The 14,744-nt window shown below is 66.3% G+C and carries 7 protein-coding genes and 5 tRNA genes; 1 reads left to right on the plus strand and 11 read right to left on the minus strand.

Annotated features, from left to right (window positions below; translation table 11 throughout):
* Nucleotides 1–11: 11 nt before the first annotated feature.
* The 10 genes from nusG to recC form a co-directional block, all read right to left on the minus strand.
* Entirely contained in the window at nucleotides 12–572 is a 561-nt protein-coding gene (gene nusG, locus M9902_RS02685; protein ID WP_297172257.1) for a transcription termination/antitermination protein NusG, read from the minus strand.
* A 26-nt stretch (nucleotides 573–598) separates the two neighbouring features.
* Nucleotides 599–982 carry a preprotein translocase subunit SecE gene (gene secE, locus M9902_RS02690; protein WP_297172225.1) on the minus strand — a complete coding sequence of 128 codons (384 nt, stop codon included), beginning with the start codon at nucleotides 980–982 and terminating at the stop codon, nucleotides 599–601.
* A 39-nt stretch (nucleotides 983–1,021) separates the two neighbouring features.
* Nucleotides 1,022–1,097, minus strand: a tRNA-Trp gene (locus tag M9902_RS02695).
* Nucleotides 1,098–1,323: 226 nt separating this feature from the next.
* Nucleotides 1,324–2,514, minus strand: a complete 1,191-nt coding sequence (gene tuf, locus M9902_RS02700; RefSeq protein ID WP_297172254.1) for an elongation factor Tu — start codon at nucleotides 2,512–2,514, stop codon at nucleotides 1,324–1,326.
* Between the two features lie 93 nt (nucleotides 2,515–2,607).
* A tRNA-Thr gene (locus M9902_RS02705) sits at nucleotides 2,608–2,683 on the minus strand.
* Nucleotides 2,684–2,716: 33 nt separating this feature from the next.
* A tRNA-Gly gene (locus tag M9902_RS02710) sits at nucleotides 2,717–2,790 on the minus strand.
* 169 nt (nucleotides 2,791–2,959) lie between these two features.
* Nucleotides 2,960–3,045, minus strand: a tRNA-Tyr gene (locus tag M9902_RS02715).
* A gap of 185 nt (nucleotides 3,046–3,230) precedes the next feature.
* A complete protein-coding gene (recD, locus tag M9902_RS02720; protein ID WP_297220967.1) occupies nucleotides 3,231–5,174 on the minus strand; it encodes an exodeoxyribonuclease V subunit alpha in 1,944 nt (647 codons plus the stop codon).
* A complete protein-coding gene (locus M9902_RS02725; protein WP_297220969.1) occupies nucleotides 5,171–8,845 on the minus strand; it encodes a UvrD-helicase domain-containing protein in 3,675 nt (1,224 codons plus the stop codon). The genes recD and M9902_RS02725 overlap by 4 nt, the downstream gene beginning before the upstream one ends.
* Entirely contained in the window at nucleotides 8,842–12,603 is a 3,762-nt protein-coding gene (recC, locus tag M9902_RS02730) for an exodeoxyribonuclease V subunit gamma (RefSeq protein WP_297220971.1), read from the minus strand. The genes M9902_RS02725 and recC overlap by 4 nt, the downstream gene beginning before the upstream one ends.
* 353 nt (nucleotides 12,604–12,956) lie before the next feature.
* Here recC and M9902_RS02735 point away from each other — a divergent pair.
* A tRNA-Ser gene (locus M9902_RS02735) sits at nucleotides 12,957–13,049 on the plus strand.
* A 323-nt stretch (nucleotides 13,050–13,372) separates the two neighbouring features.
* Here the strand turns inward: M9902_RS02735 and chrA are convergent.
* Nucleotides 13,373–14,744: chromate efflux transporter (gene chrA / locus M9902_RS02740; protein WP_343231867.1), on the minus strand; the 1,372-nt coding region annotated here is incomplete at its 5' end.

Here is a 14,744-nt window from a genome sequence, read left to right on the forward strand (position 1 = left end):
ACGGGCGTGGATCAGGCCTTTTCGACCTGCCCGAACTCCAGCTCGACCGGCGTGGAGCGCCCGAAGATCAGCACGGCCACGCGCAGGCGGCTCTTCTCGTAGTTGATCTCTTCGACCACGCCGTTGAAGTCGTTGAACGGACCATCGACCACCCGGACCATCTGCCCCGGCTCGAACAGCACCTTGGGCTTGGGCTTGGCGACGCCGTCCTGGACGCGCTGCAGGATGGCGTCGGCCTCGTCGTCACGAATCGGCAACGGCCGGTCGGCGGTGCCGCCGATGAAGCCCATCACCTTCGGGGTTTCCTTGACCAGGTGCCAGGATTCGCTGTCGATGCGCGGAATGCCATCCACGGCATGGGTGGCAATCTGCACCAGCACGTAGCCGGGGAAGAACTTGCGCTCCGAGCGCCGCTTCTGGCCCGAACGCATCTCCACCACTTCCTCGGTGGGCACCAGCACCTCGCCGAAGCGATCCTGCATGCCCATGCGCACGATCCGGTCGCGCAGCGCCTGCGCCACCGACTTCTCGAAGCCGGAATAGGCGTGGACCACGTACCAGCGCTTGAGAATGTCGGAATTGCTCACTGAAGTCTCCATCAGCTGCCGAGCAGCCATTTCACGGCGAACTGGATGATGAAATCGAACGCCGCCATGATCAGGCTGAACGCCAGCACAGCCAGAATCACGACCATCATCATCCGGTTGGTTTCCTGGCGCGTCGGCCAGACCACCTTGCGCAGTTCGAAGCGCGATTCGGCGAGGAATCCCCGGGTCTTGGCGCCCCGGCTCGTGCTCATGAGGAACAGCGCACCGCCCGCAATCACGCCAGCTGCCACCAGCAGCATCCGCACGCCGCTGGGCCAGGCGCTGCCGATCAGATAGTAGGCGGTGATCCCGGCCGCCACCAGCACGATGGCAATGACGTATTTGACGATGTCCCCGGAGCCGGCGGACGGATTGGGCAGCGCGTTGCTGGTCAAGGCTTCATCTCTTCGGCGTCCGCCGCAGCGGCGCCCGGTTGGCACGCCAGGAGGGACTCGAACCCCCAACCTGCGGTTTTGGAGACCGCTGCTCTGCCAATTGAGCTACTGGCGTATGAAATTTGCATTGTTCCCGAAAAGGCAACGGCGGCTTGCGCCGCCTGGCCTTGCTCCCGACACGCTTGGCGGCTAGTCGGGACGGGTGCTCCGCTTACGCGGGGCTGGATGTTGCTGGGTGAATCTTGATGACCGCAATCGCACCCCTCGGCCTGCGGCCTCGGTGAGCTCCTACACCGCAACCCGCAGGAGCGCACCGCATGGGGCGCGATCACGCACTCGCGTCACTTGACGATCTTCGCCACCACGCCGGCGCCGACCGTGCGGCCGCCTTCGCGGATCGCGAAGCGCAGGCCTTCGTCCATCGCCACCGGGTGGATCAGGGTGACGGACATCTTGATGTTGTCGCCCGGCATCACCATCTCCACACCCTCCGGCAGCTGCACCGCACCGGTGATGTCGGTGGTGCGGAAGTAGAACTGCGGGCGGTAGCCCTTGAAGAACGGCGTGTGGCGGCCGCCTTCGTCCTTGCTCAGCACGTACACTTCCGACTCGAACTCGGTGTGCGGGGTGATCGTGCCCGGCTTCGACAGCACCTGGCCACGCTCCACGTCGTCACGCTTGGTGCCGCGCAGCAGCAGGCCCGCGTTGTCTCCCGCCTGGCCCTGGTCCAGCAGCTTGCGGAACATTTCCACGCCGGTGACGGTGGTCTTCTGGGTCGGGCGGATGCCGACGATCTCGACTTCCTCGCCCACCTTGATCACGCCGCGCTCGATGCGCCCGGTGACGACCGTGCCGCGACCCGAGATCGAGAACACGTCTTCCACCGGCATCAGGAACGCCTTGTCGATGTCGCGCTGCGGCTCCGGAATCCAGGTGTCCAGCGCCTCCACCAGCTTGATGATCGACGGCACACCGATCTCCGACTGGTCGCCTTCCAGCGCCTTCAGCGCCGAGCCGGTCACGATCGGCGTGTCATCGCCCGGGAACTCGTACTTCGAGAGCAGGTCGCGCACTTCCATCTCGACCAGCTCCAGCAGCTCGGCGTCGTCCACCATGTCCGCCTTGTTCAGGTAGACCACGATGTACGGCACGCCCACCTGACGCGCCAGCAGGATGTGCTCACGGGTCTGCGGCATCGGGCCGTCCGCCGCACTGCACACCAGGATCGCGCCGTCCATCTGCGCCGCGCCCGTGATCATGTTCTTCACGTAGTCCGCGTGCCCCGGGCAGTCCACGTGCGCGTAGTGGCGCGTCGGGGATTCATATTCCACGTGCGAAGTCGAAATCGTGATCCCGCGCGCCTTCTCTTCCGGCGCCTTGTCGATCGCGTCATACGCCTTGAACTCGCCGCCAAAACGCTCCGCGCCAATCTTCGTCAGCGCCGCCGTCAGCGTCGTCTTCCCGTGGTCCACGTGACCGATCGTGCCCACGTTCACGTGGGGCTTGGTGCGCTCGAACTTACCCTTTGCCATGGCTCGAATCTCGTTGACGTTGATGGATGGAATCGTTTCCCTGTTCGGCTTCCGGAAAAGTTGATCCGACTGCCTGCGGCGGGACCGCAATACTGGTGCTCACGACTGGAATCGAACCAGTGACCTCCTCCTTACCAAGGAGGTGCTCTACCGACTGAGCTACGTGAGCGAAATTGTTCAAACGAGCCGCGCAATGCAATGGTGGAGCGGGAGACGGGAATCGAACCCGCACTAGTAGCTTGGAAGGCTACAGTTCTACCATTGAACTACTCCCGCACCGGGAGGCCCGTCTTGATGCACCGTCGGCTGGTAAGGCCGCGGGTGAAACTTCAAACGCTTTCCAACTTCCAACTGGTGGAGGGAGGTGGATGGCTGCGGCGCTGCGCGCCTTCTCCAATTCGCCCACCCCACGTTCCCGCACTTCAAACACTTTCGAACATCCAACTGGTGGAGGGAGGTGGATTCGAACCACCGAAGGCGTAAGCCAGCAGATTTACAGTCTGCCCCCGTTGGCCGCTTGGGTATCCCTCCGAATTGTATCAATGGCGGGCCGCGCGGCCCACCAAAGAGCCCGTAATTTTGACCGCCGCCTTCCGCGCTGTCAACGGCTGGCGCTTGCGCCAGCACCAGTCCGGACAATCCACGCTGCGGTCCCGGATCACGCCGGCAATCCATTTGGCCGGGCCGGGGTGGGACGCGATGCGGTCTTCCCGTCTTCAGGCCCGCCCAACCTGGCCGCCCGCCGCCTGATCGCACAACGGGCCCTGGCGGATCCTCTGGGCAAGCCGACCATGGCGAACGCTCGGCCTGGCCAGCGCTGTTTCCACCGCTGCGTCGGTGGCCCACAGTTCCACCGACAACCGCGCTCGGGACAGGCCCGTGTAGAGCATTTGCCGGGCCAGCAACGGCGAGTTCGGATCAGGAGGAAGCAGCACGGCCACGTGGTCGTATTCGGAACCTTGGCTCTTGTGGACGGTCAAGGCGAACGCATCCTCGTGGGGCGGCAAGGCGCGTGGATCGAACAAACGCACGCCTGTGGCTTCCGCCTGCGGACCGGTCTGTGCACCCGGCACCGCTGCCTGCGTACTTTCGAAAACGACCTTCAGGACCCCGGCATCCCCGCCGCCCTCGACCAACACGCACAGCCCGACATCGCCGTTGTACAAGCGCGAAGCGGGGTCGTTGCGGGTGACGATCACGCTGCGTCCCGGGTAACAGTCGCCGCTGAACCAGGGCTCCAGCGCCTGCCAGCCGCGCAGGCGGGCAGCGATGGCTTCGGCCACCCGAACCGAACCGAACGGGCCCTCGCGCTGGGCGCACAGCAGCTGCTGGCGGCGCAGGGCAGCCAGGCGCATGGCGAGTGCGGGTTGGTCGCTGGCGGCCACCGGCCGGGTGATGGCAACGGCTTCGAGCGTGCGCCGCAAGCCTTCGACCCAGGGGCGCAGCCGGCGCCGCAACCCGGCAGCATCGGCTACGGCATGTTCGGCGGCCGCAGGATGCCCCGAAGCCGCTTTCCGTTCGCCCGCGGTCGCCAGCGCACGCTTGAAGGCATCCGTCGCACCAGCGCGCACGGCTTCATTGATCGGCACCAAGTGGCGGTCGGCGCGGAAGCAATGGCTGAGCCGGACCAGGTCGCCGCGCGGGTCGGCTTCCAGCGCGCTGACGATGTCCAGCATGATCGAGCCGGTGCCGACCGAGGTGAGCTGGTCGGCGTCGCCTACCAGCACCAGCACGGCCGTTTCCCGCAGCGCGGCCAGCAAAGCGCGCAGCAGGCCAAGATCGAGCATCGAGGCCTCGTCCACGACCACGATGTCTGCTGGAAGCTGCTCATCGGCGTGGAAGCTGAAGCCGCCGCGGCCGCCACGACTGCCGAGCAGGCGATGCACGGTGCCGGATTCGGCGGAGACGATCGCTTCGAGATGCGGCCGCCATTCGCTGGCAAGCGGTCGTTCGCCGTCCAGCAGGTGCGCCTCGCCTTGCCGCAGCGCTGCACCAAGCCGTTGCGCGGCCTTGCCGGTGGGTGCGGCGATCTGGATCCGCGGCAGGCGATCATGCGCGGCGGCATGATCGCGCGACAGGCCCAGCAGCATGCGCAGCACGGTGGTGGTTTTGCCGGTGCCGGGCCCGCCGGTGAGCACCATCAGCCGCTTGCCGACGGCTTGGCGGACGGCGTCGCGCTGGCTCGCCTCCTGATTCGTCCAGCTGCCGTTGAACAGCGCCCGCAGGTCATCATCGGACAATGGGCGCCGCGGCTCGAACCCGGCGGCGCGGCGCGCGGACAGCGCGATGGCCACCGCGGCCTCGGCGCGATGATTGCGCCGCAGGTAAAGGTAGCCGCCATCGAGCACGAAGGGGCAGCCCGCTTCCGGCTCGACATTCGCCGTCGCCATGGTCGCGACCAGCGGACTGCACGCCAGCGTTTCGCGCTGCGCTGCATCGAATGGCGGCGACCCATCCGCGCCGGACAGCGGCAGCGCGCTGTGGCCGCGGCCTTCGGCCTGGCTGGCCCATGCAGCGGCGGTAGCCGTGGTGGCGTCGCCGCCGTGTGCAACCACCCAGCGCCAGACGGCGCGATCGAGTGGACGCCATGCGTCCGGCCAGCCCGCGTCCGGTTGGGCGGCGCGGAACCCGAATGTCTCCCCGGCGCTGCGCGCGTTCATGCGGCCTCCTGCAGCGGCAGGCCCAGCGCCGCCTGCACGGCATCGAGCAGGCCATCGTTGAAGCGGTGGTGCCAGACCCCGCACGGGGTGCCGTCGGGCAGGTTCAGCCCCACCGCGCGAATGAACAGATACCAGCAGTCGCCCAGATGCGTTTCGCGCCGGTAGGTATCTCCAAGGCGAGCGCGCAGGTAGCGCTCCGTGGCGATGGTGTACAGCAGCGCCTGAAAGCGATAGTGGGTGTCCCGCATCCTGGCATCGAGCGCGTCGGGCGCATAGTCCTCCAGGCACGGGCGCTCGGCTGCGGACAGCCGGTTGCCCTTGTAGTCCAGCACGTGGATGCGGCCGCCGCTGGCAAACAGCAGGTCGATCTTGCCGTTCATCACCCCCGCGAGGGTCTGGTCATGCCCGGGGACCAGATCGGGTTCGCCGTGGAGGACGCAGGCATTGCGCAAGGCTCGCAGCGTGGCGCCGTCGAGCAGATAGTTGAACTCCATTTCGGCGCGCATGGTGTCGCCATCCAGATCCCACAGTCGCGGACCAAGCGGATCGCTTGCCCGCATCCGCAGCGGCGTATCCAGTACCGCCTGCAGTCGCCGGGCCAGATCGCGGGAAAACTGCCCGTCATCGATGCCGCGCAGCCGCACCCCGTGTTCCCTCAGCGCGGCGAGCACTGCCTCTTCCGACATCGGCACATGCGGTTCGCGACGCTCGAACAAGGCGTGCACGGCATTGCCGAACTCGGTGCCGGCCACTGCGGCCAGCGCTTCCAGCTCGGTGTGCGCGGTGGAGGTTGCCGGCACTTCCGATGGCGCTTCCGGCAGGACCGCGTTCTGGAAAGCGTCGTCCTGCTCCAGCAGTTCCTCATCCTCGGCCGCGCCGCCTTCATCGAGCACGGGACGATGACCGCCGCCTGACAGGGTGGTGAAACTGTGGCGCATCGGCAGCGGGCCTGCGGGCGCGGGCGGCAACGGGCGGGCGCGGCGGGGGCTGGCAGTATCCGTCCCCGCGCTCAAGCTCAATCCTTCATGGGCCTCCCAACCCTTGCGGCATTCGATGCAGGCAGGTGCAGCCTCTCCCGACCCGAACTGGCCAAGCGGCAGCCTGTTCAAGGGGGCTTCATCCGATTGTTTCTGCGCTCCTCGCACCTCTGGCGAGAGCGTGAACACATGGCAGGCGTGGATGGCCCGGGTCAGCGCCACGTAAAGCATGCGGCAGCGTTCATCGAACTCCTGCTGCTTGACGATGTCCTTGGCCTGGCCCTCGACCAGATATTTGTGCTGGCCGTCAGCATCGGACAAGAGCTGGGCACCCTTGCCGGCAGGCCCGGGGCGCTTGTGTTTCCACATCAGCGGCAGGAACACCACACCGAATTCCAGGCCCTTGCTGCCGTGCAAGGTGAGCAGCCGGACCCGCGCCGCATCCGACTCCAACCGCAGCGCCCGCGCGTCGGCCGCGTCGCCGCCCTCGGCATCGCCCTCGACCTGATCGGCGAACCAGGCCGCCAGCCGTTCGCCACCACCGACGTCCAACCACGCCTCCTGCAACAGCTCCCCGAGGTGGCGCAGGTCGGTGAGCACGCGCTCCCCATCCGTGGCTTCAAGCAGGCGCGGCGCCTGCCCTTCCAGCAGCCTTGCCACCACTTCCAGCGGTCCGCCGCTGACCAGATGGGCGCGCAGCGCGTGGAACTTCGCGGCTTGCCGATCCCATGCGGCCGAATCCGAATCGAGCGCCTGCAGCTTCCGCAATCCGAGGCCGCACAAGCGCGTGGCCAGCGCCGCGCGCAGCGCGCCGGCATCGTCCGGATGCAGCAAGGCGTGCAGGATCAGCCGCAGGTCGCGGGCGGTGTCGGTCTCGAACACGCTGCTTGGCGTCGTTGCCACGCAGGGCACGCCGCGCATCTTGAGCAACGCCGAGAGTTTCCTGATCTGGCCGTTGGTTGGCAGCAGAACGGCGATGTCGCCAGGCTTTAGTGGCCCTCGCGTCAGTTCATCCAGCTCCGACAGCCTGTCAATGCAATATCCCTGCGCGGACAGCGCCCACGCGATCTGCCCGGCGCACGCCTTGAGCGCCAAGGTTTCCAGATCGACGCCTTCCGGCGGGTCAGCCAGCTCGTGCAACACCAGCAGCCGCGCAACCGGCTCGCCATTCGGCGCCGAGCGCAGCGGCGTGGCGTCCTGGCGGCCACTGGCCTGCACGTCCTCATAAGCGATCGTGGTTGTTGATTTGTCGTCACCCAACTTGCGTCCCGTCGCCGCATAGAACTGGTTGATCGCTTCAACATAGCCACGGCTGGAACGGTGATTGGTGTTCAGGGTCAACCGATCCGTGGGCGGCACCTCGGATTTGGCGCGCTCGTAGGTCTGCACGTCGCCGCCGCGGAAGCGGTAGATAGACTGCTTGGGATCGCCGATCATCACCAGTCGGCCGCGCGGCGTTTTTTCGGCGCCGCCTTCGCGATAAATCGCATCGAGGATGCCGAACTGGACCGGATCGGTGTCCTGGAATTCGTCCACCAGCGCCACCGGCCATTCGGCGAACAAGGCGTCCGCCAGCGCACGCTGGCCCGCGTGCGGTTGCAGCGCATCGCTCACGGCGACCAGAATCTGGTCGAACGTGGACTGGTTGGCAGCATCCAGCCGCGATTGCATGGCCTGTCGGCACCAGCGCCGGGCGGCGGAGAGGAAGGTTCGGAGGGCTCGGTTGGCCGCCAACTCAAGCTGCAAGGGCGAAATGGCGGCGGCGATTCCGGGTGACAGATCCACGAGTTTGCGCACCTGCGAATCCGTCTTGCCCGCCTTGTTCACGCCCCTCATCGATGAGGCATCGAGCAAATCCCTGCGATACTCTTCAAGAATGTCCGCGATGGCCTCATCAGACGTCTCGAACGCATCCGCCAGCGCTGCCCAGGCCTTTCCAAGCCGTCCACCGCGATTCAGCAGCCCCTCCGCAGACACCACCTCGCGCACGTTGGCAACCCAGCCCTGCCAGCCTCCAACGGCCTCGGAAACCGCTGCCGCCACGATCTGCGGATCCAGTGGCCCTACCTCCACATTTGCCTGCAGCAGCACCGGCACATATTTTTTCAGCTTGTTGCGATCGATTTCTGCGGCATGCGCCAGCTGGACCAATTCGTCCGCTTCGCTCCCTTGCGAGATGACCCGCCACAGATCGTCGGTCAGCGATTTCTCCAGCGTCTTGCCGTCGATCATGTCGCGCTCGCGAAACAGCGCCCCGGCGGCAAACGGGTGCTCGGCGAGGATGCGCGCGCACAGCGCGTGCAGGGTGGAAATCGGGGCGGCATCAAATTCGGCCAACGCGGCTTGCAGACGTTGCACGTCTTTGTTGCATTGATTCGCATCGCCCAGCCAGCGCTGCAGAAGCCATTGCCGATCCGATGCCGACTCGTCATCGGCAGTGCCGCCGGCCGCCATGCTCTCCGCCTCGGCCAGCGCCCACAGCAGTTTGCCGCGCAGCCGCTCGGACAACTCGGCTGCGGCGGCGTTGGTGAAAGTGCTGACCACGATCCTCCGCGGCGTCAGCTCACGTTCCAGCAGCAGGCGCAGGTACAGCGCGGCGATGGTCCAGGTCTTGCCGGTGCCGGCGCTGGCCTCGACCAGACTGCGGCCACCGTCATCCAGCGGCAGCGTCATCCAACTGCTTGCCCCGCTCATGCGGCGCCTCCTGTCACTTCGGAGGGCGCAACGTCAGCACCCGGCGCCTGTCTTTCTTCCAGGAGAATCAAGGCGTTGACCCGTATTGCGCTGTCCAGCAAGGATTGCAGCGCACGGGTTTCCGGATCGGTTTGCGGATCGCCGAACCTCAGGTCGCCTTCAAGGACAGCGGCATAACCGGGGGCGTAATCGCGCTCACCGACGCCGTCGCCATGCTCCTGGACCCAGCGGCTACTGATCCTGGCCGCGATTGCCGACAATACGACTGCCGAACTCGCTCCCCCGGCTCCCGATTCAGCCTGCTGGCCGCTTGCCCGGAGCTTGGCTGCTTCACGCAAGGCAGCCCACGCCGTTGCCGGATAGAACCACAGCTTCCCCATCATCGCCTCGCGCCAGAACGCGATCAGACCACGCAGGCGGCGGCGCAGATCGGTTTCCATGGCGCTGCGGCTTGCCGGATCGGCGGCGCAATAGGCATCGTCCCAATCGTTGATCCGCTGGGCCATGTCGGGTTCGCCCTCGGCCAGAAAGGTCAGGCGCACCGGCGCTGGCGGTTCCTCGCCTCCGCGTTGCAGGCGCAGCAGCGCCCAGTGCAGGAAAGCGGGAACGAGTTCCTTGAAACCCAGGCTGTCCGTTGTCTTGAGCCACGTCCTTTTGTTTTTCGAATCCGGTGCCGCGAACACCACCTGCACGCCGGTCTCCGAACCCGGCCACGGGTAGACGTTGCGCACCCGACCAGTGATGCGTTGGGGCATGTCCGACAGCGTTTCGGTTTCGCCCGCCATGACCAGCGGGATATCCACGCACAACACCTGACCGCCGCTTGCGCCACGGGTACCGAAACGCGCGCAACCTTCGGCGCGGGCCCACAACGCATCCACGGCACTGGCCTCCAACGCCCAGACCACCGCGCCGACTGTGCCCGGCGGCAGCAACCCGCCCAGACCAAGCCAGGCCGGCGGTTTTCGATCCCAAGTCCACCCGGAGTCTGCGCACTTGCGCGGCAGCACGTGTTCCAGGAATACGCGACGCGCCGGCGTGTGGATGCGCGCGATGTCGTCCATGGGCTCATCTTCGGGCAGGGCGGTGCCCGCATCCAGCCCGTCAAGCGTCAGATGCAAGTGATCCTTGAGCAATGCCTTGGCTGGGTCTTTGTAATAGGCCGCAAGCATCGCCAAGGGCAATGGATCGGGCAGCGTTGCCGCCAGCGGCTGGGTCGGATCGTGCAGTCGTGACGGCCGCTCGCTGCCTTGGCCGGTCATGCCTGCGAAGTCGGCGGAATAGGAAAACAGCGCCGGGTTTTCCCCATCGAAATAGCGCGCATCGAACGGTTGCAGCGGATGCTGCACCCGCCACGGCCGCGGCGTTTTTTCATCGTCCGGGGCGATGCCGGCAAACCGGTCCAGTTCGGCCAGCAATTCCGCCAGCGGTGCGGCCGGATTGCGGCGCTTGCCGTCGCGGACGCCCTGCCCCACGAAGGACAGGTGCAGCCGCTTGCGCGCGGACATCACGGTTTCCAGGAACAGATAGCGATCATCGCCGGACACGTCACGATCGCCGATGCAGCGGATGCGTGCCATCAAGTCGATCCCGCCATCGGCAGGCCGGCGCGGGAAGGTGCCTTCGCCCAGCCCAAGCACGCAGACCACGTCGAACGGAATGGCGCGCTGCGGGACCATCCCGCAGAAGGTGATGCCGCCCATCAGGAAACGCTGGCGCTCGGAAGCGGACTCGAGCGCTTGCTGCAACACCTCGCGCACCACCGGCATCCGCAGGACCGGATCCTGGCCGTTGTGGTTTGGCTCGGCGGCGATCTGCTCGATGGCCCGATGCAACGTTGCAAGCGCTGCGCGTGCGCCGGCATCCGTGTGATCGATGCGCAGCAGCGCCTCCACGCGCAAGCGCAGCACCTTGGCCCAGTCGCTGGCCTTGCGTTCGCCCTGCGCCAACTCACGCCATGCCTGCAGCTCACACAGCAGGCGGTCCAGACTGCCCAGCGCGGCGGCGGACGGGCCGTCGATGCCGGCCATGGGCAACAGTTCGCTACCATCCGGCAACGCAACGGCCCGTGGTTCGGACGCCCCCGCCACATCCGCCATCAGATAGCCGGCAAGCATGCGGTCCATCGCCCAGGCAAAGCTGTTTTCGCGGCGCCCCGGCAGGCCCAGCGCCGCTTTGTGGTCACCATCCAGCGCCCACGCCACGCCGCTGGCGCGCAGCCATTCCACCAGCACGCCGGCGTCGTTTTCATCCAGCGCCAGCGCGCGCCGCACTTCGGCCACCGCCAGCAAGTCGGCCACCTCCGGCGCGGTGATGCGCGAGCCCCCCGATTCCAGCAGGGTCTGGAACACGGTCAGCAGCGGATGACTGCGCGCCACCGGAACGTCGGCCAGGTGATATGGCAGCAAGCGTTCGTGCGCCGATCCGGGTTCACCGAACACCGCCCGGATCAGCGGCAACCAGACCTGGATGTCGGGAGCCATCACCACGATGTCGCCGGCGCGCACCTGCTCATGCTCGATGGCGTGGAGCAGCGCATCGCGCAGCACCTCCAGTTCGCGCTGGCGGGTGTGGCAGGCGTGGACGCGCAGGCTGGCATCCTCGATGGATTCCTTCGCCTGCGGCGCCTCGTGCATCAGTTCCGGCCGCAACTGGCGAATGCTCTCCTGCAGGCGCTGCAGGCGGTTGCACGGCTGCGCCGGGGCTTCATCCTGCCAATGGCGAATGTCTTCGCGCACCTCGCCAGCCACCAGCGCCGAGAAGAAGTGCTGGCCCAACCGTCCCCAGCGCGCAAGCAGTGGATGCGCCTGCTCGCGCCAGTCCGGGGCGTCGGGATTTTCCAGCAGGCGACTCTCCTCTTCGCGCCATGCCCGCCATCCGGCCGCATCGGGAAACCGCCAACCACCCTGCCCCGACGCCGGCCGCAGCCCACCCCAGTATTCACGACAGGGGTCGGGCACATACAGGAATACCGGCGCCCGCTGGGCGTAAGCACGCAGCACCGACAGTTCAACCGGAGGCAGGTGCGACAACCCCACCACGTGCAATGGCGACAGCGCCTCGCACGAGTCCCCCAGCGCCTTGACCAACGCCTCGACCAGCGCCCCGCGGTGCTCGCCCAGTTCACCCGATACGACCTTCCACAGCGGTGCCAGGCACTTTTCCTCCAACGCCCGCAGTGCAGGATCGTTCCGCCTTGCGGTGGCAAAGGAAAACTTGCCCGCCTGCCACGCCTCCAGCCAGTTGCTGCGATAGACCAGATATTGCGAAAACACCCGCGCCAGCCGATCGGCCAGCTGGAAGCGTCGCTGTGCAAGCTCGTCCGCGCTTTTCCCGGAACCGGCGTCCAGATAGTCCAGCACTCGCCGGTCGGTGACGCCATGCCGTTGCGGGTCGTCCAGCAACGCGTGCAGGCTCCAGCGCAAATGCCCGCGCCGATACCTGGGCAAGGCCACCGCACGTTTGCCCAGCCGCTCGACGGACAGCGCATCCAACCAATCGCTGGGCAGACGCACATCCAGATTGGCCACGACCCCGGCCACGCCAACGCGCCGTGCAAGCGCGGTCGTGATCCACTGTTTCATGCCCGGGTGCGCCGCGATCAGCGTCTGCGGCGTCAGCGGGTTGTCCGGACGGGTTTGCGCCAGCAGCGCCAGCAGCGGATCCAGCAGCGCTTCCAGCCGGCTGGCGCGCAGCAGGATCAAACCGTTTTCCGACGGATCCGCGTACAGCGCCGCCTGTTCCACCAGTTTCGCCATTCCCCGCAGTCCCTCCTCGCACACCGTCGGCCACGGCTCATCCTGCCCCAACCGCGTCTCGCGGAATGAGACGGGGCAATCGAATACGCAACCCGCTCCTCCCGTAGCCGCCACCGGACGGCCTTTCCAGCCACGACGCGCGATCATGCCACGCCGCCATGCGGGCCGTTGATGCGGCAGATGGATGCATCGACCCGTGGCCGCGACGCACTCGGGATACTTGACTCGTTGTGCCAAAGCCGCACGAACGTTAGAATTCGCAGCCCGGCGCGACCGGCCTGCGCGTCCGCCACGGTCGCCGGGGCGAAGCACGGCAACAGCCAAGGGGCGGCCCGCCCCGCGGTCCTGATTCAGGAGAGGTGTCCGAGTGGTTGAAGGAGCACGCCTGGAAAGTGTGTAGGCGGCTAAACCCCGCCTCGGGGGTTCGAATCCCCCTCTCTCCGCCAGATACGCAAGCGCCCCGCCAGGGGCGTTTTGCGTATCTGGCGGAGAGAGGGGGACGAGTAGTCCCCCGTCGGGGTTCGACTGATTCGCCGGGAGCGAATCAGGACAGCCGCAGGCTGCCCGCAGGGCGCGGGCCAGGGATGGCCCGCGTCTATCCCCCCGGAGTTTCCAGCACGTTCCGATTGCGCCCCGCCAGGGGCGTTTTGCGTATCTGGCGGAGAGAGGGGGACGAGGTGTCCCCCGCCGGGGTTCGACTGATTCGCCGGGAGCGTCTTGCCTGTATATCGGGACAGCCGCAGGCTGCCTCAGGAGCGCAGCGGCCTCCTCAGCTTGAAGTGCCCCATCCCCACAGGGCGGCTCCCGCTATCAAGGCGGGAATGGTCAGTTTTGCCTTGGAAGCAAACAAGATCGCCAGAACTATTGCAAACAACATGAGCGCCTCGGCGTTGATCAGGCTGATCCGAAGCAATCCCGTCGTCGTGCCGGAAATCAGGCCCACCACCCCTGCGGTGACACCTTCCAGGAAGATCCGTATGCGCGGCCGATGCACCCACCGCTCCAATGCGTCATGCCCGAGCAGGGAGAATGCAAACGCCGGAAGAAAGATGCCGACGGTCATTGCCACGGCGCCCCATGGCCCACCGCCGAGATAACCGACAAACGTGGAAAAGATGATCAATGGCGCCGGGAGCAGCCCGGACAGGGCCAGGCCATCGAGGAACTGGGCATTGCTCATCCACGCACCGCCGGACACGGCATCCCGTTGCAGGAAAGGGATGACGGTATAAGCCCCGCCGAATGTCAGGAGGCCCGCCTTCAATCCCGACCAGAACAATTCAGGCAAGGACATTGTCGCCGCATTGCTGGGTTCGCCAGCGACTGGACTTGCCGTCAGCGCGGCAAGACCCACCAATCCATGGCGCTCAATCAGCCACACGACGCCAACAACGGCAAGCACTGTGACTGCCAATGCCATCACGCGAAAGCCGCGTCGCGCCAGCAGATACAAGGTGCCGGCAACGACAAGGATGATGGAGAAGTGCACGCCCGCCAATTGCGCGACAGTTGCAAGGATCGCGAAGAACCACAGCCAGCGATCCGTGACTACATGCCCGCCGATCCTGACCACGGCGCGAACGATCAAGGCCGCAACAGCCACCTGCACGGCGGCAAACACCGATTGCGACGCATCCGTCTTCAAGCCAAAACGCACATACGCCCAAGACAACGCGAACATCAGGAGAAAACCAGGCAGCATGAACCCGAGCCCGGCGAGGATGCCACCCCAGCGACCACGCGAACGCATGCCGAAGTACACGCACAACTCATGTGCTTCGGGGCCCGGCAACACCTGATAGACCGCCAACACCCGATTGAACCGTGCACTGCTGATCCAGCGCTCCTCCTCCACGAGTTGCTGGCGGATCATCGCGAGCTGGGCCACCGGGCCACCCCAGGCAAGCGCCCCGAAATGCAGGAAGCGCAGGAACAAACGCATCAGGGACTCGCGAGGAATGGCGTCCGCCCCCTCTTCCGCAAGGGAGTCATTCGCGTCGCCAGCCGTCGGCATCACCATGACAGTGAGGCTACAGCAACCCGCCGCAACCATGTAAACTACCGCCCCTGCGATGCTCTGGCAGTGCGATTTGCAAGCCAACCATCGCAGGACACGTTCCACGAGCCAGCGCCAGCGCGGC

This window comes from Thermomonas sp., assembly GCF_023953935.1.
In the GTDB taxonomy this organism is placed as follows: Bacteria; Pseudomonadota; Gammaproteobacteria; order Xanthomonadales; family Xanthomonadaceae; genus Thermomonas.